A 24,751-nucleotide genomic window follows, 5' to 3' on the forward strand; every position below is an offset into this window, starting at 1 on the left:
TGTGCAAATGCATAGTGTTTTATGGGAATACGGCCAAAACAACGTAGCTTACTGATTATTTAACGATTTATTTATCGTTGAATTCAGCCCTGACGTCATATCAGGGCTGAAGGATCGAACGTTAGAAGGTGGTCCAGCCTGAATCCTGCGATTGTTTTGATGCAGGCGGCAGGCGTTTCTGCTGTGGCGGCAAACCGGAGAGATTCGCTTTGGGTTTGCGCCCCTCGTGATCGGATAGGCGGAAGTTCGCTACCATACTTTCCAGTATCGCAGACTGTTCTTCCAGCGAGTTAGCGGAGATAGAGGATTCCATTACCAGCGCGGCATTCTGCTGTGTGGTGGTGTCCAGTTCGCTGATGGCACGGGAGATTTGCTCAATGCCGCGGCTTTGTTCATCGGAGGCGGAGGCAATTTCCCCCATGATGTCGTTAACGCGTGAGACAGAGGAGACAATCTGATCCATCGCCGTTCCCGCATTGGCTACCAACTGAGTGCCCACGTTGATACGCGACACCGATTCAGATATCAGGCTGGCGATTTCTTTTGCCGCTTGCGAGGTGCGTTGAGAAAGCGTCCGCACCTCGCTGGCCACCACGGCGAACCCGCGACCTTGCTCACCGGCGCGTGCGGCTTCTACCGCGGCGTTGAGCGCCAGAATATTGGTCTGGAAAGCAATGCTGTTGATAACGGCGGTGATGTCGGCAATCTTCCGTGAACTGTCTGAAATACCTGACATTGTATCCACCACATTCCGTACCACTTCGCCGCCTTTGTGTGCATTTTGCGAGGCTTCAGTACTGATTTGGCTCGCTTGTTTGGCGTTTTCGGCGTTGTTTTTCACGGTCGATGTCAGTTCTTCCATGCTGGCGGCGGTTTCTACGACGGCGGCAGACTGCTGCTCGGTGCGTGAGGAGAGATCGCTGTTACCCGCGGCAATCTTGGCCGCAGAGGTGGATACGCTGTCCACGCTGTCACGCACATCGCTGATCATATGGCGCAGCTTCTCGTTCATTCTTCCCATGGCAGCCGTTAGCTGACCCAGCTCATCATCGCGGTCAGCCACGATTGTTGACGTCAGATCGCCTGCGGCGATTTTTTCCGCCAGAGAAAGGTTGTGAATCACGGGGCGGGTGATTTGGCGGGTAATCAGCAGCGAGATGATAATGCCGATCACGACAGCGATGAGGCCAATGATCATCGTGATGGTAGCGGAACCGTATGCCAGTGCGTCATTCTTTTCTTTGACGATAGTGATAAGCGCTTTAATGGAGGCGCTGCTTTTATCCCCGCCGACCTTCACGCCGTCTTCGGCTTTTTTCAGATCGTTGACGCTCTGGAAGTAGTCAGCGTTGAGCTTTTTATAGCGGGTGACATAGCTTCGCAGTCCCTCTGCGGCAGCCTGTTGTTCAGGTGTCAGTGCCGCAGTGGCGGCCTGGTAGCTGCTGTCAAAGCGACCAAAAGCCTCATCGAGCTTTTTCGCCGCATCGGCATTTTGCTTAAGCTGCAATTCATAGGATAACTGCTTGAGTTCTGAAACCTGCGTTGCCAAATCTTCAGCCTGATATTGCGTTGCGCTATCAGAAGGCTGCTGGCGCAGTTTGGCGTAAAAATCCGTAGTAATGTTTTGCCCGTTGGCGGTGCTGATTTTGTCGCGATTTTCTACCACGCGCTGCGTGGCTTTCCCCATTTCGGTGATCGCGTTCTGGAATTCGGTCAGGTTCTGGCCGAGATCGTTGACGAGGGGCGCGCCTTCTGGACTCCATGAGAGTGTTTTCGCTTCACTGGTTAACTCTGAAGCATGTTTAACGAAGCCCGCCATAGTCTCACGCGACTTCTCTTCATACGAATAAAAATACTTCAGGCGGTTTATTTTGGCCTGAAAGACTTCGATGTTGATGTTGTAAATAAGGTTGGTTTTCTCATAAATATCACGAATTTCTCTGAAGCGACCTGCGCTCAGTAGCGATGCAATGATGACCAGTAGCAGGATCACCCCAAACCCAAGATACAGCTTTTGGGATATTTTAAGATTTCTGATTTTTTTGGCTAAGAACATGACGTCTCTCCGGGATGAATTACTGGTGTCGGGTGTTAATAACGATATGACCCGTAATGCTTATCGGATTTGTAGTGGTTTTTTTTAGTGTGAGTGAAGAAACTAATAATAATTTGTGAGGCTTCTCTCTTATTGTTGGACAACTGCACAGCTGGCGCTGGTTTAATTACCAATCTGCGTTATGTTAACCGTTATAAGAATAAACACAGAAAATTGTGATTGTTTTTTTAACTTTTAAAAAATAGAGAGGGAAATGGCTAATGTAGACATATATTGAAATATAAATAGGATAAAAATAACGAATGGTTAAGTTTGGACTTAATACGGGTGAAGTATACCGATTAGTGAATGACGTTATTACCTTATCTGGCCTTTATCTTAATTTTTATCGTACACCGCCGTCTGGCTGTGCGTCATGTCCTATGACGGCTAACCTCACCGCCATAGGCCTGGGATTGCGAGATCTAGCCGGTGCTTTTTGTGCGATACAGCCGACGTGGGTGACCAATCTTGCCGTAACGCATTTCGATGTCGAGGAACTGGTTTTCAACGCAGAACTCCAGATAGCGGCGCGCTGTCGTTTTGCTGAGCCCGGTTTTTTCGACGATATCATCGACAGAATAGAGTGTCCCGCCGTCATCGTTGGCAAAAATCTGCTTGATCAGCCCTAGTGTGTTCTCTTCAATGCCTTTTGCTGACGAGGAGGTGGCTGTGCCGGATGATTGCAGCTGATAGAGAATATCGACGTTCTGCTGATCGACAATTTTGTAAGTGTGCTGCGTTTTCACGAATTGAATAAATCGCTCCAGCGAAGAGCGTAGCCGTGGGTAGGAGAGCGGTTTGATAATGTAGTCAAAGGCTCCGCAGCGAATCGCCTGAGCGCAGGTATTCATATCGCTGGCGGCGGTAATAAAGATGACGGAACAGTCCATCCCTTTGAGAAGTTGGCTTTCAATCAGCGAAACCCCTTCACCGTCAGGCAAATAGTTATCCAGCAGGATCAGGCGCGGCCTATGTTGCTGAAGGAGCTTTTTGGCTTCAAAAAGCGTAGCGGCAATCCCGACGACACGCAGATTGAAATGTTTCTCAATAAATTCAGCATGAATAGTTGCCAGCTTACTTTCATCTTCAACGATTAAGACATCGAAATGTTCAGTGTGCTGCATGGTGTGAATCCCTGTTAGTCTCTGAATTATAAAATAGTGTGTCCGCTGTACCTCAAGCGGCCTGTGCGTTATTCACTACGCGCCGCTTAAATTATTGGGGGGACATCGGAATAAATAGGGAAAATATGCTGCCATTCGGCTGGTTGGCCGAGACTTCGATCATTCCCTGAGCCTGATTGACGTAGCTGGCTACCAGATGCAGCCCCAGCCCGTGATCGCCCTGTGTTTTGCTGGTCACGCCCATTTCAAACAGGCTATCGGCAATGGCCGGATCGATACCCGTTCCCTGATCGGCGACTTCAATAACCAGCTCTTGTTCGCTGTTATAGATATACACCTCGACAGGATAATGTGGCGCGGTGGTGGCTAATGTGGCTTCCATCGCGTTATCCAGCAAATTACCAATGATGGACATCAGTTCCGTTTCGCTCAGAGTGGGTGGAATATGGGTGAGCTGGCAGCGTGGGTCGAAAACAATCTCAATGCCTTTTTCCCGTGCTGTCGCGTACTTGCCCAGCAGCAGACCGCACAGCGCGGGTGAACAGAAGCGGCGCGAAACAAAATCCAGCACCACCTGCGCGCTTTCCGACTGCGCTTCAATATATTTGATGGCTTCGTCATAGCGTTTTAGGTGCAGTAGCCCAGCCAGCGTCGCTGTCCAGTTCAACTGCTCATGGCGCAAAATGCGCAGACTATTCGCGTAACGCTTCACCTGACTGAGTTGCATGCTAAGCGTATGAATATCGTTTTTACCGCGGAAGCTGATGACCCAACCCTGAAGCTCATCTTCCAGCATGATCCGCACCCGGCTGGCAATCACGGTAGCGTGGTTAAAACGACAGATTTCATCGTGGGTGTCGCTGTTCCACATGGCCTCGCCGGAGAAAAAGGGCACAGGCTTAATGACGGTATCAATCGGCTTGCCGCGCAACAGATAAGACGGTTCGTTCAGTCCGAGGATTTCTTTAGCGGCATGGTTAATGGCAGCAATGCGGTGCTGCTTATCGATGGCGATCACGCCTTCGTAGATCGATTCGAGCAGCGCCTTTTGCTGCCTGACCAGCATACGAATCTCAAGAGGTTCGAGACCAAACATCTGTTTCTTCAGATTACGCGAGAACCACCAGGAAAAGAGAAACAGCGCGACAAACATCGCCAGAATCGCCAGCAGGATATGCGCCAGTTTACTGAACGTCAGGTTATCGATATGGGTTTTCAGATAGCCGACGGAGACAATGCCAACAACCTGAGCATCAGCCACGATCGGTGCTTTGCTGCGTAGAGAAATGCCAATGCCGCCCCGGCGCACGGTGATAGTGCTTTTCCCGGCGAGTACCTCAACATTATCACCGCCCACCATCTGCGTGCCGACAAGACTGGCATCTTCAGAATGAAACAGGTGATGTGCCTGATCATCCCCGATCACGATATAGCTGGCGTCGCTGCGCAGCTTCAACTGCTGAACGAGCGTGCTGATCTGCCTGGTGTCTTTATGCTTAACCGACTCAATCAGGGACGGGATGATGGCGATTTCTCTGGCCTGTACCTGCGCGCGCGTACCCAGCTCGGAATACAGCTGCTTATCGATATCGTGATAATAATAAATACCCGTCATCAGAAGTAACGAAGAGAAGAAGACGATCAAATAGATAAATAATTTGATATGAAAGGAAAGTCTCACTCTCATGATGTGCGGTAACCTGCTGATGAACGAAAAATAGCTGATAAATTTATCACGAATGGTAATAAGAATGGGCTGAGAGGAAAAAACTTGTGAGCAATAACACGTTTAAATATGTTGTTACCAATATGATGAGGGTAATAAATAGATAAAATTAAACGCATCTGTTTTGTTTAATAAACAACTTAATTACGTTTTATCAACATAGTTATTTTTAGGAAATAAAAACCATAAACTCCATAAAAACCGTAAAATTTATTTTGAGCGTAAAATCATCTAAATGCCTGCGTAATAAACGATTTTTGAATATAAACCATAAAAACCATAAACGCCTTTAAAACTCGTTTTTTAATTTGAAGGGAATCACATAATAATAAGTAACCGCCCCCTATCATTCGCGGACAAAATAAAACGGGGACAGAGTTATGAGTACGACTGATGATTCATATATTGTGGTAAATAATGAGGCGGCTGGGAAGGCCTCATTAAAGCAAAAATGGTGGCATGTTCTGGATACCTATAAAGTAGGTATTATCCCTGTGCCACTCTTTTTGCTGGCGGGGGTATTAATCGGCATCGACTGCCTGAGTGGCAAGCTGCCAAGCGACATCGTCGTGATGGTGGCGACACTGGCGTTCTTCGGGTTTGCCTGCGGCGAATTTGGTAAACGTCTGCCGATTATCGGCAAGATGGGGGCGGCGGCAATCTGTGCGACCTTTATCCCCTCGGCGATGGTGCATTATGGCCTGCTGCCGGACGTTGTCGTTGAATCCACGACCAAGTTCTATAAAAGCACCAACATCCTGTATCTCTATATCTGCTGCATCATTGTAGGCAGCATCATGAGTATGAATCGGCAGACGCTGATTCAGGGCTTTCTGCGTATTTTCTTTCCTATGCTGTGCGGTGAAGTCGCCGGCATGCTGGTGGGCATGGGCGTAGGTATTGCGCTCGGCCTGGATCCGTTCCAAATCTTCTTCTTCCTGATTCTGCCGATTATGGCGGGCGGTGTGGGTGAAGGAGCTATCCCATTATCTATCGGCTATGCCACGATTCTGCATATGGATCAGGGCGTTGCGCTGGGGCGCGTCTTGCCTATCGTTATGCTGGGTAGCCTGACCGCCATCATCCTTGCCGGTGTTCTGAATCAGTTGGGTAAACGCTATCCACACCTGACCGGTGAAGGCGAACTGATGCCGAATAAAGACAATAATCTGGGCGGTGGCGCAAGCAGCGCACCGGCTTCTGCCTTTAGCGGCAAAGCAGATGTCACGACGATTGCTTCTGGCGCGCTGCTGGCAATCCTGCTGTATATGGTGGGTATGCTTGGTCACAAAGTCATTGGTCTGCCTGCACCCGTTGGCATGTTGTTCGCGGCGGTGTTGGTGAAGCTGGCTCACGGTGTTTCACCGAAAATGCTGGAAGGTTCTCAGGTCGTTTACAAATTCTTCCAGACCTCTGTGACGTATCCGATTCTGTTTGCCGTTGGCGTGGCGATTACGCCGTGGCAGGAACTGGTGAACGCTTTTACGATTCAAAACCTGCTGGTGATTATTTCTACCGTGGTGACGCTGGTTGCGACCGGTTTCTTTGTGGGTAGAAAAATCGGTATGCACCCGATTGATGTTGCCATTATTTCCTGTTGCCAGAGCGGACAGGGCGGTACCGGTGACGTCGCAATTCTGACGGCAGGTAATCGTATGGTGTTGATGCCATTCGCGCAGATTGCTACGCGTATCGGCGGTGCGATTAACGTGTCGATTTCACTGTTGGTGCTCGCCAACTTTTTAGTCTGATGCCATGCAGAAAATAAGAAGGCGCTGGGCTAAAGAAAGATTGTATTAAAAATAAGTTGAGTTAACGGAATAAAAAACGCCAATGCGCGTGGGTTTATTTTGCACAGGAAATATTATGAAACTTGCAAGCTATCGTTATAACGGTAAGGACAGTTACGGCATTTATACGCCAACGGGATTAATCGATCTCGGCGGTAAAATTGGCCACCGTTACCCCGATCTGAAAACACTGCTGGCGCAGAATGCGTTACATGTGGCACACGAATTCAGTATGAGTACGCCGGATATTCCGGTCGCGGAGGTGACGTTCTTACCGGTTATTACCGCACCAGGGAAAATCCTGTGCGTGGGAATGAATTACGCCGCTAAACGTCAGGAGTTTAATGAAGAGAATCCCGCGCCAACATTATTTGTGCGCTTTGCGGATTCGCAAACCGGACATGCGACGCCGGTAATCAAACCGCATTACTCCAGCGAGTTCGATTATGAAGGCGAGCTGGCGGTCGTTATCGGTAAAGGTGGACAGAATATTTCTCAGGATGTCGCGCTCTCACATGTTGCAGGCTACAGCTGCTACATGGATGGTTCTGCGCGTGACTGGCAGCACAGCTGGTTTACCGCAGGCAAGAACTGGCAGAAAACCGGTGCGTTCGGCCCCTATCTGACCACCACGGATGAAATTCCCGATCCGCATGTGCTGGCAATCCGCACCTATCTGAATGGCCGCATGGTGCAGGACGACAATACCAGCAGCATGATCCACAAAGTCGCTGAACTGATTGAATACATCAGCACCTTCACCGAACTGAGTGCCGGCGACGTGATCATTACCGGTTCACCGGGTGGCGTGGGTAAAAAACGCAATCCACCGCTGTTTATGAACGCGGGTGACTGCATTGAAGTTGAAATCGAAAACATTGGCCATTTGCGTAACACCATCGTGGATGCCGCTGCGCCAGTGAAATCGGTTCCGGCAGCCGCTGAAGCCGTTGCGCACTGAATAGCCGTGTCAGTACCAGGCTGCCGGCGCTAAACCGGCAGCCTGCAATAGATTGCCTAAATAATTCGAGTTGCAGGAAGAACCGTGATGTATGCCAATGATTCCGTCTTTTTTGACACGCTGGATGTGCGCCTTCGGGAGCAAGAGAGGAACGCGGTGCGCCAGTTCCTCGCACACTGCCAGCTCGGCATGGATGACGATATTGACATCGTTGTGGTTGGCAAACGGGGCGGGCGGCTGATTGCCTGCGCAGGGCTGGCCGCCAATACCATAAAGTGCGTTGCGGTCGATCCTGAATTTAGACACCTCAATCTGGGCGTGCAGGTGGTGAATGAAGTGATGCAGCAGGCGGCGCAGCGCGGCCACTTCCACCTGTTTCTCTATACTCGACCGGAAAATGTCGACATCTTTCGCGGATGTGGCTTCTACCCGCTGGTGTGTTATCAGGACAATGCGGTGCTGATGGAAAACACGCCGATTGGCATCCAACAGTATTGCCAGTCTTTGGCGGCCTTTGCGTACCCTGAACCGCTCGCGACGCGGACAGATAAAAAGATCGGCGCGATTGTGATGAACGCGAACCCTTTCACGCTGGGCCACCGCTATCTGGCGGAGCATGCGGCACAGTCGTGTGACTGGCTGCACGTCTTCGTGGTGCGGGAAGACGTGTCCTTTTTCCCGTTCAGCGAGCGTCTGGAGATGGTGCAGCGCGGCGTGGAACACATCCGCAATGTGACGGTACATGCCGGTTCGAACTACATGATCTCTAAGGCGACCTTTCCCGGCTATTTCCTGAAGGAAGAGAAACTCATCACCCGTGCCCATGCGGCGCTGGATTTACTCATTTTCAGGAAATATATCGCGCCGGCGCTCGGTATTACCCAGCGCTTCGTCGGCACCGAACCCTTTTGCCCGGTGACGTATCAGTACAACCAGGACATGCACTACTGGCTGGAGAAAGACCAAACGGTGTCTTCCCCGGCGCTAAGCGTGGTTGAAATTGAACGTAAACGGCAAACCTCAGGACTGGCTATTTCCGCTTCGGAAGTCAGGAAATTACTCAAGCTTCGGCAGTACAGCCGTATTCAGGACATCGTGCCAGCCTCAACCTTTGCGCATTTACAGCACTACTACGAGCCCGAATACGCGTAATTAAAATTAATCAGGATAAGTCTATGAAGATTGTTAAGGAGTCCCTTGCTGGCACCTTTGAATCCAGCGATTTGCTGGTCAAAGTGGCACCGGCTGACGGGAAACTCACCGTGGTCATTAACAGCGAAGTCATGAAACAGTTCGGTCACCAAATCAAACAGGTCGTGAATGATACGCTGAAAGAACTGGGCGTACAGGAAGGGACGATCATTGTGGATGACAAAGGCGCACTGGATTGTGTCATTCGTGCTCGCGTGCAAAGCGCGGTACTGCGCGCCGCAGACGGACAGCAGATTGAATGGGAGAAATTGTAATGAATAAGCTTCGCCGCAGTATGTTGTTCCTCCCGGGTGCGAATGCCGCCATGCTGTCTAATGCGTTTATCTACAAGCCTGACTCCATTATGTTCGATCTGGAAGATGCCGTTTCCCTGCGCGAGAAAGACACCGCGCGCCTGCTGGTTTTCCACGCGCTCCAACACCCGATGTACCGTGATATTGAAACCGTGGTACGCATCAACCAGCTCAGTACGCCGTTTGGCCTGCTGGATCTGGAAGCCGCCGTGCGCGGCGGTGCGGATGTGATTCGTCTGCCGAAAACGGATTCCACTGACGATGTGGATGAGCTGGAGCGCCATCTGGTGCGTATCGAAAAGGCCTGCGGTCGTGAAGTGGGTTCTACGCGCATCATGGCCGCGATCGAGTCTGCGGTCGGCGTCATTAACGCGGTCGCGATTGCGCGTTCTTCCGAACGCATGATCGGGATTGCGCTCGCGGCGTTTGATTACGTGATGGATATGCAAACGGAACGTGGTGACGGCACGGAGCTGTTTTATGCCCGTTGTGCGGTGCTGCACGCGGCTCGCGCTGCCGGTATCGACGCCTTCGACGTGGTCTATCCCAACGTCAATGACGATGCAGGTTTCCTGAAAGAGGTCGATCTGATCCGTAAGCTGGGCTTCAACGGTAAATCCCTGATTAACCCGCGCCAGATTGAGCTATTACACAACGCCTATGCGCCTACGCAGGATGAAGTGGACTATTCCCATCTGGTGATCAAAGCCGCCGAAGAGGGCGAACGTGCTGGTCTGGGCGTTATTTCCCTGAACGGGAAAATGATCGACGGGCCGATTATCGACCACGCCAGAAGAGTGCTGGAACGTGCTCAGGCCTCCGGCGTTCGCAAATAGCCATTGCGTGATTGCACCGCAATTGCCGCTCTCAGGAATCACAGGATTAGACAATGAGTCATTTTATTGAAGCACTGCAAAAGCAGTACCCGGAAAAACGCCATCTGCAACCCTTCGTCAACGCGAATCAACATACGCCGTGGCTGAATGATGTCGCACAAAAACATGAACGCAAGCTGTGTGCCGATCTGGAGGAGGCGATTCGTCACAGCGGACTGAAAGACGGGATGACGATCTCTTTCCACCACCATTTCCGCGAAGGCGATAAAGTCATTAATCGCGTGGTTGACACGCTGGCAAGGATGGGGTTTCGCGATCTGACGTTGGCATCCAGCTCGCTGATGAGCTGTAACGCATCGCTGATCGACCACATTAAAGCGGGCGTAGTCAGCCGGATTTACACCTCGGGGATGCGCGGCAAATTGGCTGACGCCATTTCTCACGGGTTAATGAAAGAACCGGTACAGATTCACTCTCACGGCGGTCGCGTCCATCTGCTGCAAAGTGGTGAGCTGAATATCGACGTCGCTTTCCTGGGCGTCCCGTGCAGCGATGAATTTGGTAACGCCAACGGCACCGCTGGGAAATCCAGCTGTGGTTCGCTGGGCTATGCGATGGTCGATGCGCAGTTTGCCCGCAAAGTGGTGTTGCTGACCGAAGCGCTCGTGCCGTTCCCGAACATGCCGGCCAGTATCGTTCAAGATCAGGTGGACTATATCGTTCAGGTCGATGAAGTGGGCGATCCGGCCAAAATTAGCGTAGGCGCGGCGCGCGTCACCAGCAACCCGCGTGAGCTGCTGATTGCCCGTTCCGCGGCAGACGTGATTGAACATGCCGGTTATTTCAAAAATGGTTTCTCGATCCAGACTGGTTCCGGCGCGGCCTCGACGGCCTGTACGCGTTTCCTCGAAGATAAAATGCGTCAGCAGAACATCGTGGCGCGCTTCGCCCTAGGTGGTATCACGGGCGGTATCGTCGATCTGCACGAAAAAGGGCTGATTGAAAAACTGATCGATACCCAGTGTTTTGATGCCAATGCGGCCGCATCGCTAGCGAAGAACCCAAATCACGTCGAGATCTCCACTAACGTTTACGCCAATCCCAGCTCTAAAGCGGCCTGCTGCGATCAGCTGGATATGGTGATTCTCAGCGCGCTGGAAATTGACACCGACTTTAATGTCAACGTGATCACCGGTTCCGACGGTGTGATGCGCGGTGCGTCCGGCGGACACTGTGACGTCGCGACGGCGGCGAACCTGACTATCGTTGTTGCGCCGCTGATTCGTAGCCGCATCCCAACCGTGGTGCGTCAGGTGACGACGCGCGTTACGCCGGGAGAAAGTATTGACGTACTGGTGACCGATCACGGCATTGCCGTCAACCCCGCGCGGCCTGAAGTTGCTGAACGCCTGAAACAGGCGGGGCTGACGGTGATGACGATTGAGGCACTGTATCAGCGTGCGATTGCGCTGGTGGGTGAACCACGCGCTATCGAGTTTCACGATCGCATCGTCGGCGTTATTCGCTACCGCGATGGCAGTGTGATTGACGTCGTTCGTCAGGTGAAAGAAACCGACGAATAAGCGCTAAACGCATGAGGGAATCGACGATGACAAATGCTGTTTCCATCTCGCTGGAAACCTTACTCGCGGCGAAGGAACGCCGCGCAGTTCGCCAACAAGAATGGCTTGCTCGCCACGGTGCGACGCTGGTGTCGCTGACGCTGGTCACGCCGGGGCCGGTAAAAGATAGTGAAGGCTATCGGCAGGTGATGGCCGAAGCCATCAAGTCATTCGCCTTGCTGTGTCAGACGCGGGGATGGACGGTGCTGGAGCAGCAGATATGCTGGCTGGCAACGGGCGCGGAAGGGCTGTGGGCGATCACCAAAGATGCGTTGTCCGTGAAAGCCGCGACCATTGCGCTGGAAGATAGCCATGAACTGGGGCGGCTATGGGATTTCGACATTTTCAGCCCGGAAGACGGTTCGATTGGCCGGTCGATGCTGGCGCACAGCGGGCGAACGTGCCTATTGTGCGACCAGATGGCACACGCCTGTAGTCGTTCGCGTCGTCATTCGCTGCCTGAGTTGCTTGAGCATATTGAGGAAAAGGTTAATGCCTACTTTACGCCAGCCTGACGGTGTACTGTCGGCTGCGGTATCCCGTTCCGCAGTCGGCGATGATTGGGAGCGCGGCGCGTTACCGGATATCGACCGGCGGGTAACGCACGCGCTGACAATGGAAGTGATGCTGACACCGAAGCCAGGACTGGTAGATCGCGCCAATAACGGATCTCACCGCGATATGGATGTCGCGCTGTTTCAGACCAGCATTCAGGCGATCTCCCCTTGGTTTCGGCATTTTACCGACGCGGGTTATCAGCACGCTAATACACCGCTAGCGCAGTTGCTGTCTCAGGTTCGGCCTATCGGCATCGCCTGTGAACAGGCGATGCTGTCAGCAACGAAAGGTGTGAATACCCATAAAGGTGGGATTTTCGCGTTTGGCCTGCTGTGTACGGCTGCCGGTTGGCTGGCAGGGCGGGGAGAGCGTATAACGCAGCGTAGCCTGTGCGATAGCGTGGCGGCAATGTGTCACGATTTGGTGCGGAATGAGCTGGAGACGTGTTCTGGAGCGGCGACTGCGGGTGAACATCTCTATCAGCGTCATGGCCTGACGGGGGCAAGGGGAGAAGCCGCCAGCGGTTTCAGTACCGTATGCGAGTATGCGCTGCCTGCCTTGCAGCAGGCGATGGCTGCCGGGGTGGATGACGAAACCGCGCTGTTACGGACGCTACTGGTGTTGATGGCTAACAATCCGGACACCAATGTCGTTTCACGCGGCGGTATGGGCGGATTAGCGTTCGTGCAAGATTACGCGCGGAGATTGCTGACGGGGCCGTTGGATCGTCAGGCGCTAAGAGAGATGGACGACGCGCTGATTACCAGAAACCTTAGCCCAGGCGGTAGCGCCGATTTACTGGCCTTAACCTGGCTGCTGTATCACTATCCTGCCGAATAGCACACGAACAGGTGCGATAAAAGGCGCTGGTAGCGATGTGTTTCATTATTTGACCGCGCCTTAACACTTTTCCTCTTGTTCCACTAAAGTTATTGAGAAAATTGCCGATATCGTTTTCACCAACTTCTACCCGTCATACTTCGAGTTACGTACGTGCTGGCTGCTCAAATTCCTTTCCACGAGTTTGTTCTTCGCTTGCCTCCCTGTAACTTGAGTTATTTAGGGTAGGTTTCATGCTGTTTCAGGTACTCCGAGGAATCGTTTTCAATATGCAGCCAGTGCAGTGCATCGTGTTGGCACACATGGAACTTGAAAGATAACGAAGAGGCGTGCATCAATATAAGCCATTGACACATACTCTGTGTAAACAATGGTGGGGATGAAAGCGGTGAATGAAAATTTGAAAGAGCAGTTTGTTAAGCGCAACAAACTGGCCATCTGTGCAACACTGCGCGAGTTAAAGAAGAATGATACGTCTTTGATGGTTCATCATTCTCACGGACAGTTCATCAGTAAAATTCTTGACGTTGTACCCGATAACAACCTGTTTGTCTTCGATTTAGGCGGCATTGAGCGTGAGAATAACCGCGCGCTGTATGCAGGGGCGCTGTCTTTTGTTGCAGAACCTGCCGGTGCAAAAGTTGAATTCAATGCTGAAATTGCGAAAACGGTGACTTACGACGGGCTGCCAGCCTTTAGCGCGCAGATTCCTGAACTGCTTTATCTTATCCAGCGTAGAACCTATTTCCGCATCAATACGCCGCTGTGGCCGCCGTTGACGTGCCGTGGCGAACTGCCGGATGACAGCGTTTTCCTGTTCACCATCAAAGATCTTTCTCTGGGTGGATTGAGCCTCTATACCGACCGTGATACCACAGGGTTGTTGACCGAAGGCGACATCATTAAGAGCGTGGAGATGGATCTGGCTGACCACGGTTTTTTCTGTGTTGATTTGCAGTTCGTCGGTCAGGCAATGGTGAAGATCGTCGATAACAAAGGTGAATTGAAACTGACGCAGCGTTTGAGCTTCAAGTTCCCTTCACTGAATGCGGCGCAGGAACGGGATCTTCAGCAGGTGATTTTTGAGTTGGAAAGATTACAAAACGAAAAGAAAAAGCGATTCCAGGAGTTGTAATTTTTAAGCACAACTTTTTGTTTGGGCTTCACACATAACAGCAACGTTTTTATAACGAGTATTCGCTTATTTATCCTACTTATTACCCATAAGTCATGCGAAAAGCCAACGTACAGGCTTCTCGAAGAAGGGTGGGGATAAATAAATTGTTTCCAACGTTCTCAGAGCCTTGTCAGATGAGATCGAGTGGTGCAGAATACGCGCCTTGCAAATAACCGACGTCTAATAGCGTCGGTTATTTTTTTACATTTATGCTCGTCAACCTTTCAGGTTACAGGGGTATTGGTGTGGTTTCTTACCTTTTCTCTGTGGCTCAGGTTTGCTGGGTATAGGGTCTTCAACCAAAGAGGCCGGGCAACGATCCGGATAGATAATTTTGTGTGTGCCTGTGAGCACAGTGAGGAAAGGAAAGATGGGGCAATTAACACGTTTCGCACCGGTGCCCGCCGGTTTGTGCTGCAATGGTATTGGTTATGGCGCGACGCAGTCGCAAGTTATCTCTGGTGCTGTCACAGCCACCTCTTCTCATCGTGATTCAGGCAAGTCCTGTATCCACTCCCTTATTTTTAGCGCATTCGCAAACAACAGCACCGCTTCTGCCGTGATGAACGGAGGTGTGCACCATGTCGCTTGATTCTCAGTTGCCTAATGCTGGCGTAAAACGTGCTCAGTTAAAAAGAACGCTCACGCTGTGGCCTGTCGTTATGATGGGGCTGGCGTACATGCAGCCGATGACCATTTTTGATACCTTCGGTATCGTGTCTGGCCTGACCGACGGCCATGTGGCAACGGCCTATGCGTTTGCGCTGGTCGCCATTCTGTTCACGGCGCTGAGCTATGGCAAACTGGTAAAACGTTTCCCATCTGCGGGTTCTGCTTATACTTACGCACAAAAAGCGATCAGCCCGCACGTCGGGTTTATGGTCGGCTGGTCGTCACTGCTGGACTATCTGTTCATGCCGATGATCAATATCCTGCTGGCGAAAATCTATCTGGAAGCGATCTTCCCCGGTGTACCGTCCTGGATTTTTGTGGCGGCGCTGGTCGGCTTGATGACGCTATTTAACCTGCGTGGCATCAGTCTGGTTGCTAACCTGAACTCCATTATCGTGGTGGTGCAGGTTGCGATCATGGCGGTATTCCTCGGTCTGGTGATTCACGGTGTTTATCTGGGCGAAGGGGCTGGTACGCTGACCAGTACGCGTCCATTCTGGTCTGAGAACGCCCACGTGGTGCCGATGATTACCGGTGCAACCATTCTCTGTTTCTCGTTCCTGGGTTTTGACGGCATCAGCTCGCTGTCGGAAGAAACGCAGGATGCAGGTCGGGTGATTCCAAAAGCCATCTTCCTGACGGCGCTGATCGGCGGGGTGATCTTTGTTGCCGTGGCGTACTTCCTGCAACTGTATTTCCCGGATATCTCGCGGTTTAAAGAGCCTGATGCGTCTCAGCCGGAAATCATGCTGTATGTTGCGGGTAAATTCTTCCAGTCCGTTATTCTGGTGTTCTCCTGCGTCACTGTACTGGCATCCGGTATGGCGGCACATGCAGGCGTGTCTCGCCTGATGTATGTCATGGGGCGTGATGGCGTATTCCCAGAGCGCTTCTTCGGCTATATCCACCCGAAATGGCGTACGCCGTCTTTGAACGTTCTGCTGGTGGGTGTGATTGCACTGTCTGCGGTGTCGTTCGATCTGGTGACGGCCACTGCGCTGATCAACTTCGGTGCGCTGGTGGCGTTTACGTTCGTGAACCTGTCGGTCATTTCACAGTTCTATATTCGTGAGCGCCGTAACCGTACCGTGAAAGACACCATTAACTTCCTCGTACTGCCCGTGCTGGGCGCGTTGACGGTGGGTGCGCTGTGGGTGAATCTGGAAGCCAGCTCGATGACGCTGGGTCTGGTGTGGGCAACGATTGGATTGCTCTATCTGGCGTTTGTGACGCGTAGTTTCCGTCAGCCAGTACCGCAATGTAGCGAAGAACCGGTTTAAATAAACCGACGACACGCCTAAAAGAAAAAAGCGGAGCCACTGTGCTCCGCTTTTTTATGGCTTTAAGTAGCTATCTTAGCCCACCAGCTCCTGCGCATAGGCGTACAGCGCTTTTAGCTGTGCCATCTTCTCTTTATCGTCTTCGTGCTGTTGATACAGATTGCTGAGTTCTGACAGATAGTCCTGCAAGCGCTCCGGCGTAAAGACCGCACGCCGATGCTGCAACCAACGCTGCTGTTCGCGATCGTCCAGCGTGCCGGGGAAATTGCGGGCGCGATAGCGGAAGAGCAGCGGTTCCAGACGATTATCGGCAAACGTGAGATCCAGCGCGGGCAGGTTCTGCGGAGCGGTCTCCTGAATAATCTTCATCGCCATGCGGTCAGCATAGCCAAAGAAGCCATCATAAAGCCGTAAATCGACATCATCAGATGCGGTAAATGCGGGGGCCTCAGCAAACAGCTCCACCACTTTTTCCCTGACGCTTGCGTTGCTACGCAGCAGCGCCAAATTGTCCAGACAGCGTTGACGATCGATGCCTAATCTTTCCGCATCTTCCGGCCGTAAGGTATTAGCCGGTGCTAAGACTGGACATTTATTGATGTGCACCAGCTTGAGTGGAACGGCACTCTGATCCGCCTCCAGCGCATCCCGGCGGGTGTATAACCGTTCGCGCAAGGCTGCGCTGTCCAGCTCCAGCAGCGGCGTCATATCGCCAGCCAGATCGCACATGATGACCGCATTACGGTTGTCCGGATGCCAGGCGAGTGGAACAACCCAACTGGTGTTGCTTCTCGCCGCGCCAAACATGCCAGACACGTGAACGAGCGGCTTCATTTGCGGGATATCAATCAGCGCGGAAATTTTGTTTTTGTTACGTAGCGGGAACAGATATTCAAACAGTTTAGGCTGCGCCTGCTTGAACAGCTTCGCCATAGCGATGGTGGCATAAACGTCGGACATCGCATCATGCGCCTGTTCGTGCGAAATACCGTTGGCTTTCGTCAGATGCTCAAGGCGGAAACTGGGCAGTCCGTCATCGTTTTCCGGCCACACGATACCTTCTGGTCGCAAGGCATAGCAGGCGCGTAACGCATCCAGCAAATCCCAGCGGGAATTGCCGTTTTGCCAGCTGTAGGCGTAAGGATCGTAGAAGTTGCGATAGAAAATATTGCGGCTGACTTCATCATCAAAACGAATATTGTTGTAGCCCATAATACAGGTGCCGGGCACGCTGAATGCGTCATGGATCTGACGAGCGAACTCCGCCTCATTGACGCCTTTTGCCAGCGCGACCTGTGGCGTAATTCCGGTGATCATCACCGCTTCCGGTTCCGGCAGGTAATCATCCGCCGGACGACAATAAATGACTAGCGGCTCACCGATAATATTGAAGTCCATATCGGTACGGACACCCGCAAACTGCGCAGGGCGATCGCGCGCTGGATGTTTACCGAACGTCTCGTAGTCATGTATGAAAAAAGTGGGTTGTGTTTTCTCGGCCATATATGCAGTTAGCTACGTGTGCGCGCTGAGCCTGAAATCAGGCAAAACAATCTGGAAAACGGCAAGGATACCATTGAATCAACTTTTCTGTGGCGCTTTCCTGATTTGCATCACTTCCCTGACTTACATCAATAGGAGGGTAGACAGAATCGCTAGGCATGACTGTGTCCGTTCGGTTACAATTTTCGTTCTAATGCGAATGATAATTAAATTCCTTATTGTCCCGTAGATCACTCTGCGGGGTGGCATTCGGCAACAAACAGCGAAATGGAGAACACACTTATGCGGTTAAATGTGGTGCGATTGAATGCAGCGTTTGCAGTGAAGGCGACGTTATTGGCATCTATGTTTGTTCTGGCCGGCTGCGATCAGCAGTCATCGTCTTCAGAAGGAAGCCACACGGTCAGCATTGAGCATGCGCAGGGCACCACTCAGGTTCCACAGCCGCCGAAGAAAGTGATTGTGTTTGATCCTGCCTCATTGGATACGCTGGATGCGTTGAAGGTTGAAGGGATTGCCGGTGTACCAAAAAGCAGCACGCCGCTGCCCGCGTTTTTATCAAAATATAACAGCGATACTTACCTGAACGCCGGGACGCTGTTTGAACCTGCCTATGAAGCGCTCAGCAGCGCGAAGCCCGATCTGATTATTGCTGGTGGACGTACGCGCGACGCCTACGACAAGTTGAGCGGTATTGCACCGACGATCTCGATGGACGTGGATGAGCACCAGTTTATGACGAGCTTTACCCAACGCATCGAGCAACTGGGCACCATTTTCGGTAAAGAAGATGATGCGAAGAAACAGATTGATGATTTCAAACAGCAGATCGCCCAAACGCGCGCCAAAACAGAAAATGCAGGCAATGCGCTGGTTCTGATGGTCAGCGGTGGCAAAATGTCTGCCTACGGTCCTAAATCGCGTTTCGGCTTCGTGTTTGATGAATTGGGCTTTAAACCGGCGACCGAGTTCCCTGAGTCTGGGCGTCATGGCAACGTGGTGACCTCAGAATTCTTACTGAGCGTGAACCCGGAATGGCTGTTCATTCTCGATCGTGACAGTGCGATTGGTCGCCCGGGTGGAGAATCGGCCCAGCAGGTGCTGGATAACCCGCTGATTCACAAAACCAACGCCTGGAAAAATAATCGCGTGATCTATCTGGATTCTGCATCGCTGTATATCGCTGGGGGGCTGCAAAGCTATAAAAACCTCGTGAGTACCGTCAGTGACGCGTTAGATAAGCAATAACGGCAGGTTACGGCAGAATCAATGAAGTCTTTTTACTACTCGCTGGGTCTTGTTTTTCTGGCCTGCATGATCGTTGTCAGCCTGTTTGTTGGGGCAGGGCAACTGAATATGCAGGCTGTGTGGAACGACCCAGAAATGCGCGATATTTTCTTTATCAGCCGCGTTCCTCGCACGCTAGCTTTGCTGCTGGCCGGCAGTGCCATGAGTGTGGCTGGTCTCATCATGCAGTTGTTGACGCAAAACCGTTTTGTCGAACCGTCTCTGGCGGGGACTACACAGTCGGCTAGCTTAGGTTTGCTAGTGGTGATGATCGCCGTGCCCGGTGCGACGATTTTCACCAAGATGGTGGTGGCGAGCCTGTTCGCTTTAGCGGGTACTTTCCTGTTCATGATGCTGCTACAGCGAATTGTGCTGAAATCCGCGCTGGTGGTGCCGCTGGTTGGCATTATGCTGGGTGCGGTTATCAGTTCAATCACCACGTTTGGCGCGATGTATTTTGATCTGCTACAGGCGCTGGGCAGTTGGGAATCGGGCGATTTCTCCGGTGTCTTGCAGGGGCGTTACGAACTGCTCTGGTTGGTTGGTGCGTTAACGCTGGTGGCTTGCTGGATCGCTGACCGCTTCACGGTCGCAGGCATGGGGCGCGAGTTCTCCGTCAATGTCGGTCTTAACTATCGGCAGGTGATGATGATGGGGCTGAGCATTATTGCCATCGTCAGCGGCGTAGTGGTCGTGGTAGTCGGTAGCTTGCCGTTTATCGGGCTGATCGTGCCGAACCTGATCAGCATGATGATGGGCGACAATGTGCGCAAAACGATCCCGTGGGTGTGCCTGCTCGGCGGCGGTCTGGTGCTGTGCTGCGATATTATCAGCCGCGTGATTCGCTATCCTTTCGAGATTCCGGTGAGCGTGATTCTTGGCGTCATTGGCGCTGCCGTTTTCCTTCTCTTATTGCTAAGCCAGAAACGCCATGTCAGTCAATGAACGTAATACGGTGCTGACCGGAACCGTCAGCGAAAAACGTGCGGGATTATCGCCGACGCAGCGGTTGACGTGGTTGGCTGTTGCGGCTGCCGTGGTGATCGTGCTGTTTATGACCATCAATCTAGGCAGCAACCTGCGCTACATTTTGACGCACCGCGGATTGATGCTGACGACGATGCTGCTGGTGGCGTTTGCCGCCAGTGCGTCGACGGTGCTGTTTCAAACGGTGACCAATAACCGGGTGCTGACGCCGTCTATTATGGGGTTTGAAGCCCTGTTTATCCTGATTCAGACGTCGCTGGTATTTGTTTTCGGCATTAGCGGCATTCCGGGACTGGGCGTTGAAGGCAAATTCGTTCTTGAGACGTTGCTGCTGATTCTCTTCTCCGCGCTGCTGTACCGCTGGCTGTTTACTGGCAGTCGCAATAACCTGCATTTGGTTTTACTAGTTGGGATTATCTGCGGCACGCTGTTTCGCAGCATGGCGGGTTTAATGCAGCGTCTGCTGACGCCCGGCGAGTTCGCCATCTTACAGGGGCGGATGTTTGCCACCTTCACCCGTACCGTGCCTGAACTGGTGGCGCTGTCGGTTGGAATTACGCTGGTGGTCGCGGCAGTGATCTGGCGTATGCGCTTTCGGTTTGATGTACTGGCGCTGGGGCGTAATAACGCGATTAACCTGGGTATCGACTACAAACGCAGCGTCACGATCATTCTGCTGCTGGTTTCCGTGCTGGTTGCCATTTCAACGGCGCTGGTCGGTCCGCTCACCTTTTTGGGCTTTATGGTCGCGAACCTTGCCTATTTAGTGATTGGTTCCAGCCAGCATCGTTTGTTGCTGCCCGCCGCTTTCCTGCTAGGTGTTATTTCACTGGTTGGCGGACAGCTGGTGCTTGAGCATCTGCTGGATATGTCTGGTGCGCTGTCGGTCGTGATCGAATTTGTGGGTGGATCGCTGTTTATTGTGTTGCTACTGAAAAAGGTTTCCGTGTGATTGAGATCGGCAATGTAACCAAAGCGTATAACAACGTTAAGGTATTAGATAATGTCACCGCGACGGTGCCTCGTGGTGGCGTCACGTCGATTATCGGCCCGAATGGGGCAGGGAAGTCGACATTGTTGTCCATCATCAGTCGCCTGCTGGACGCGGATCGCGGACAGGTAAAGGTCAACGGCATGGACGTGATGACCACGCCAAGCGATAAGCTGGCGACGTGTTTGTCTGTGTTGCGGCAGGAAAACCAGTTCACCAGCCGTTTAACGGTAGCGGAGCTGGTGGGGTTTGGTCGCTATCCGTATACCAAAGGGCGACTGAATGCTGACGATCGTGAACGCATCAGCGCCGCGCTGGCGTTCCTCAATCTGACCGAATTGAAAGATCGCTTTTTAGATGAGCTTTCCGGTGGCCAGCGCCAGCGGGCCTATGTCGCGATGGTGCTGTGTCAGGACACGGAATACGTGTTGTTGGATGAACCGCTGAATAATCTGGATATGAAACACGCGGTGGCGATGATGAAACAGATTCGCCGTGCGGCCGATGAGCTAGGCAAAACCATCGTGCTGGTTATCCACGATATCAACTTCGCTTCCGCCTATTCGGATTACATTATTGCGATGCGCAAAGGGCAGATCATCTACACGGGAAAACCGGAAGACATCATGGTATCCGAGGTGTTGGAAGATATTTTCGATACGGAAGTGGCCATCGAGCAGGTTCATAACCAGCGTATCGCGGTATATTATCGATGACAGATTATCCGCTCAGCGGGGTGTTAGCGCAAAGGGCGTAAGCACTGCTTGAAAGACGCTGGGTATAACCTGTATGGTGAATGCATAAAGAATTTATGTATGACTTAAGGTAAGGGTAAAAGATGGATAAGGACACTAAGCCGTGTTTCCAGGATGTGCTGGAATTCGTGCGCATGTTTCGTCGTAAAAACAAACTTCAGCGTGAAATCGTCGACAACGAAAAGAAAATTCGTGATAACCAGAAGCGCGTTCTGCTGCTGGATAACCTGAGCGAATATCTTAAACCTGGCATGTCCATTGAGGACGTGCAGAATATCATCGCCAACATGCGCGGTGATTATGAAGACCGCGTTGATGACTACATCATCAAAAACGCCGATCTGTCGAAAGAGCGCCGTGAGCTGTCTAAAAAGCTGAAAGCGATGGGCGAAGTTAAGTAACCTGACGCACCGTTTTTACGGTAAACAACGTTACGGTAAATAGCACCTGTAATGTAAAAGGATCGCTTCTGCGGTCCTTTTTCTTTTTAATCGCCTCATTATTCCCCCTTCTTTGCAATCAATTTTTACGTCAATTATGGCCGTATCAAACGCCTGAAAAACTGGAATTCAGCTCGCACGCCGAATGTTATTTTTTGCAATTTAGCCGGTTTCTTGCGAAGCGTTTCCCTACCTGAAGTTTTCGTCCTATTGCATCAGTTTGAGTTACTGCAACATGCCAGGACGAACCACAGGGAAGAGGGAAGGATGTGTCATGGCAAAGGATGATGTCAGTAAAAGGGACGATGTCAGTAAATAGTCTGGCTTGGGCGAGCGTGCTGGGTATTCTGCCGTTGCTTTTCTTAGCGCAGATTCCCGCGCAAATGCTGCTGTGGTGGGGCATTGGGCTATCCACCTGCGTGATGCTAGTCGGATATCGTCATGCGTGGATACGCTGTGTGGCGCTTGTTGTCATGAGTTTTTGCTGGGCATCGTTGAATGCTCAAACTTTACTATTACAAATCGAGCGCGTTACGCAGGGTCAGGTTAACGCTGTCGTGACGATCAGCAGCATACGATTCAATGAGCAGGATGATGATTGGATCACGGTTCGGCTGGAAGAGATCAATCAGCGCCGGATCTTCCCTCCGTTATATGCCCAACTGACCTTATCACCGGCTATGAAAAACTGGTGTGGTGGTCAACGTTGGGCAATCACCGCCAGTTTACGACCTATTCACAGTCGACTAAATGAAGGCGGTTTTGATAGCCAACGCTGGGCGATTGCCAAACGGCAACCGTTGTCGGGTCGTGTGATAACGGCAAAGGTGGTTGATAGCCAGTGTGACTTTCGCCAGCGCACGATTGTACTGGCGGAGAAGCAGGTGCACGGATTAGCGTGGCGTTCTATTTTACTGGCGCTGACGTTTGGTGAGATGAAAACGGTTAGCCCGGAACTCAAGGCGCTACTTCAGAATACCGGGACGATGCACCTGATGGCGATTTCTGGCCTCCATATCGTGCTTGCAGGTCTGGTGGGTTGGGGAATAGCGCGGATGTTACAGTATGGCTTTCCCGTGCAGTGGATTGGCTATCGTTTCCCATTACTGACGAGCGCTGTGGTTGCCTGGGGATATGTCTGGCTGGCAGGAGGAAATCCGCCTGCGGTGCGATCTGCTCTCGCGCTTAGCGTATGGGTGTGCCTAAAAGTATGGAGCGTTAACGGCTCAGCCTGGCAGGTCTGGCTATGGTGTGTCGCGTTGATTCTGGTCAGCGATCCATTGAGCGTACTGTCAGACAGTTTTTGGCTATCTTGCCTTGCTGTCGCATCGCTGATTTTCTGGTTTCAGTGGGCACCGCTTCCTCATCGGTTACAGACTCGACGGCGCTGGTTCTGGTTGCGTTGGATCCACCTGCAAACGGGAATCACGCTGCTGTTGATGCCCTTGCAACTTCATATTTTCCACGGTTTCAGTATCACCTCGCTGCCCGCAAACCTTTGGGCTGTGCCTTTGGTGTCCTTCGTTACTACTCCGCTCATTTTGCTGGCACTGAGCACGATGGCACTTGCACCGCTGAGTGAAATGCTCTGGTGGCTGGCGGATATTTCGCTGCGTGTGGTATTTGCCCCGTTGACCTATTTACAGACGGGGTGGGTATATCTTGATGCATCGCTGCTGCTCGTGAGCGTCGCGGGCTGGGGCGCGGTTGTGATATGGCGCTTTAGCTGGTGGCGCGTCTATCCGATGAGTGTCAGTGCTCTGATTGTGGTTTTGCTGGTTTTTCGCATAAAGACTGATGAGCCGGACTGGCGCGTGGACATGTTGGATGTCGGGCACGGTCTGGCGATTGTGATCGAGCAGCGTGGGAAAGCGGTGTTATACGACACGGGAAACCGCTGGGAAGGGGGCGATATGGCGACGCGAGAAATTCTACCCTACCTGCGATGGCGGGGTGTTGACGTGGAAAACATTATCCTGAGCCATAGCCATATGGATCACATCGGAGGGCTGGAAACGCTACAGGTGGCTTACCCTGAAGCAACGATATATAGCGCGACCAATGCGATACATCATCGTTCTTGCCAACGCGGCGAGCGTTGGCGCTGGCAGGATCTTACGTTTACGGTGCTGTGGCCGTTAGCGCTCGTAGAACGAGCGGAAAATAACGACTCCTGCGTTATTCGCGTTGATGATGGAAAATACAGCGTCTTACTGACGGGCGATCTGGAGTCAGATGCGGAAAAGGCATTGATTAGATTAGATCGCAGTGCCCTGCGTGCGAATTTGTTACAAATCCCTCACCATGGCAGTAAGACATCGTCATCGCCTTCCTTTATTCGTGCGGTTAATGCCGAGTTTGCTATGGCTTCTGCGGCGCGTTATAACCCGTGGCGGTTGCCTTCAGTAAAGATTGTCGAACGATATCGACAATATGGCTACTCATGGCTGGATACCGCGTCATTCGGGCAGTTAAGTGCACGTTTTTTCAGCGATTCATGGCACATTCTGCGGTTCAGGGATCACATATCGCCTCGTTGGTATCATCAGTGGTTTGGCGTAGAGCGGTATAATGAGTAAAATGGTCGGCTATTTCTTCC

At 51.9% G+C, this 24,751-nt stretch carries 21 protein-coding genes; 17 read left to right on the forward strand and 4 right to left on the reverse strand.

Features of this window, described 5'->3' with window-relative positions:
* Positions 1-121: 121 nt before the first annotated feature.
* The 3 genes from H4F65_RS01285 to H4F65_RS01295 form a co-directional block, all read right to left on the reverse strand.
* The gene (locus tag H4F65_RS01285; RefSeq protein ID WP_010277127.1) at positions 122-2,056 is read right to left on the reverse strand and encodes a methyl-accepting chemotaxis protein; all 1,935 of its coding nucleotides are present in this window, start codon (positions 2,054-2,056) and stop codon (positions 122-124) included.
* Positions 2,057-2,520: 464 nt separating this feature from the next.
* The gene (locus H4F65_RS01290; protein WP_010277125.1) at positions 2,521-3,222 is read right to left on the reverse strand and encodes a response regulator; all 702 of its coding nucleotides are present in this window, start codon (positions 3,220-3,222) and stop codon (positions 2,521-2,523) included.
* Between the two features lie 91 nt (positions 3,223-3,313).
* Positions 3,314-4,909 carry an ATP-binding protein gene (locus H4F65_RS01295; protein WP_010277122.1) on the reverse strand — a complete coding sequence of 532 codons (1,596 nt, stop codon included), beginning with the start codon at positions 4,907-4,909 and terminating at the stop codon, positions 3,314-3,316.
* Positions 4,910-5,328: 419 nt separating this feature from the next.
* Between H4F65_RS01295 and H4F65_RS01300 the strand changes: the two genes are divergently transcribed.
* The 11 genes from H4F65_RS01300 (at position 5,329) to H4F65_RS01345 (ending at position 16,189) form a co-directional block, all read left to right on the forward strand.
* Positions 5,329-6,699 (forward strand): 2-hydroxycarboxylate transporter family protein, encoded by a 1,371-nt coding sequence (locus tag H4F65_RS01300; RefSeq protein ID WP_010277120.1) that lies wholly within the window; start codon positions 5,329-5,331, stop codon positions 6,697-6,699.
* A gap of 115 nt (positions 6,700-6,814) precedes the next feature.
* Positions 6,815-7,699, forward strand: coding sequence for a fumarylacetoacetate hydrolase family protein (locus H4F65_RS01305; RefSeq protein ID WP_010277118.1), 885 nt, complete (start codon positions 6,815-6,817; stop codon positions 7,697-7,699).
* A gap of 87 nt (positions 7,700-7,786) precedes the next feature.
* Positions 7,787-8,851, forward strand: coding sequence for a [citrate (pro-3S)-lyase] ligase (gene citC / locus H4F65_RS01310; protein WP_010277117.1), 1,065 nt, complete (start codon positions 7,787-7,789; stop codon positions 8,849-8,851).
* A 23-nt stretch (positions 8,852-8,874) separates the two neighbouring features.
* Positions 8,875-9,165 carry a citrate lyase acyl carrier protein gene (citD, locus tag H4F65_RS01315; protein ID WP_010277114.1) on the forward strand — a complete coding sequence of 97 codons (291 nt, stop codon included), beginning with the start codon at positions 8,875-8,877 and terminating at the stop codon, positions 9,163-9,165.
* Positions 9,165-10,040, forward strand: a complete 876-nt coding sequence (gene citE / locus H4F65_RS01320; protein ID WP_010277112.1) for a citrate (pro-3S)-lyase subunit beta — start codon at positions 9,165-9,167, stop codon at positions 10,038-10,040. The genes citD and citE overlap by 1 nt, the downstream gene beginning before the upstream one ends.
* A 53-nt stretch (positions 10,041-10,093) precedes the next feature.
* Entirely contained in the window at positions 10,094-11,623 is a 1,530-nt protein-coding gene (citF, locus tag H4F65_RS01325) for a citrate lyase subunit alpha (protein ID WP_010277111.1), read from the forward strand.
* 26 nt (positions 11,624-11,649) lie between these two features.
* A complete protein-coding gene (gene citX, locus H4F65_RS01330) occupies positions 11,650-12,177 on the forward strand; it encodes a citrate lyase holo-[acyl-carrier protein] synthase (protein ID WP_010277109.1) in 528 nt (175 codons plus the stop codon).
* A complete protein-coding gene (gene citG / locus H4F65_RS01335; protein ID WP_010277108.1) occupies positions 12,155-13,060 on the forward strand; it encodes a triphosphoribosyl-dephospho-CoA synthase CitG in 906 nt (301 codons plus the stop codon). The genes citX and citG overlap by 23 nt, the downstream gene beginning before the upstream one ends.
* A 379-nt stretch (positions 13,061-13,439) precedes the next feature.
* Complete coding sequence (locus tag H4F65_RS01340; RefSeq protein ID WP_010277101.1) at positions 13,440-14,195, forward strand: flagellar brake protein; 756 nt, start codon at positions 13,440-13,442, stop codon at positions 14,193-14,195.
* Positions 14,196-14,607: 412 nt separating this feature from the next.
* Positions 14,608-14,829: a hypothetical protein gene (locus tag H4F65_RS22100; protein WP_010277098.1), complete on the forward strand. Its 222-nt coding sequence runs from the start codon at positions 14,608-14,610 to the stop codon at positions 14,827-14,829.
* The gene (locus H4F65_RS01345) at positions 14,819-16,189 is read left to right on the forward strand and encodes an APC family permease (RefSeq protein ID WP_010277095.1); all 1,371 of its coding nucleotides are present in this window, start codon (positions 14,819-14,821) and stop codon (positions 16,187-16,189) included. Before H4F65_RS22100 ends, H4F65_RS01345 begins: the two co-directional genes overlap by 11 nt.
* Positions 16,190-16,264: 75 nt before the next feature.
* Here the strand turns inward: H4F65_RS01345 and sbcB are convergent, their stop codons facing one another.
* On the reverse strand, positions 16,265-17,692 hold the full coding sequence (gene sbcB, locus H4F65_RS01350) for an exodeoxyribonuclease I (RefSeq protein WP_010277092.1): 1,428 nt from the start codon (positions 17,690-17,692) through the stop codon (positions 16,265-16,267).
* A gap of 303 nt (positions 17,693-17,995) precedes the next feature.
* Here sbcB and H4F65_RS01355 point away from each other — a divergent pair, with 303 nt between their 5' ends.
* The 6 genes from H4F65_RS01355 to H4F65_RS01380 all read left to right on the forward strand — a co-directional run bounded on the left by H4F65_RS01355 (position 17,996) and on the right by H4F65_RS01380 (position 24,731).
* Positions 17,996-18,940, forward strand: a complete 945-nt coding sequence (locus tag H4F65_RS01355) for a siderophore ABC transporter substrate-binding protein (protein ID WP_373368441.1) — start codon at positions 17,996-17,998, stop codon at positions 18,938-18,940.
* A gap of 21 nt (positions 18,941-18,961) precedes the next feature.
* Positions 18,962-19,924: an ABC transporter permease gene (locus H4F65_RS01360; RefSeq protein ID WP_010277087.1), complete on the forward strand. Its 963-nt coding sequence runs from the start codon at positions 18,962-18,964 to the stop codon at positions 19,922-19,924.
* Positions 19,911-20,918, forward strand: a complete 1,008-nt coding sequence (locus H4F65_RS01365) for an iron chelate uptake ABC transporter family permease subunit (protein WP_010277084.1) — start codon at positions 19,911-19,913, stop codon at positions 20,916-20,918. Before H4F65_RS01360 ends, H4F65_RS01365 begins: the two co-directional genes overlap by 14 nt.
* A complete protein-coding gene (locus H4F65_RS01370) occupies positions 20,915-21,673 on the forward strand; it encodes an iron ABC transporter ATP-binding protein (RefSeq protein ID WP_010277081.1) in 759 nt (252 codons plus the stop codon). Before H4F65_RS01365 ends, H4F65_RS01370 begins: the two co-directional genes overlap by 4 nt.
* 122 nt (positions 21,674-21,795) lie before the next feature.
* Positions 21,796-22,113, forward strand: coding sequence for a PTS system regulator TmaR (gene tmaR, locus H4F65_RS01375; RefSeq protein ID WP_005967626.1), 318 nt, complete (start codon positions 21,796-21,798; stop codon positions 22,111-22,113).
* Positions 22,114-22,457: 344 nt separating this feature from the next.
* Positions 22,458-24,731: a ComEC family protein gene (locus H4F65_RS01380; RefSeq protein WP_010277071.1), complete on the forward strand. Its 2,274-nt coding sequence runs from the start codon at positions 22,458-22,460 to the stop codon at positions 24,729-24,731.
* Positions 24,732-24,751 lie beyond the last annotated feature (20 nt).

It is taken from the genome of Pectobacterium brasiliense, from assembly GCF_016950255.1.
In the GTDB taxonomy this organism is placed as follows: Bacteria; Pseudomonadota; Gammaproteobacteria; order Enterobacterales; family Enterobacteriaceae; genus Pectobacterium; species Pectobacterium brasiliense.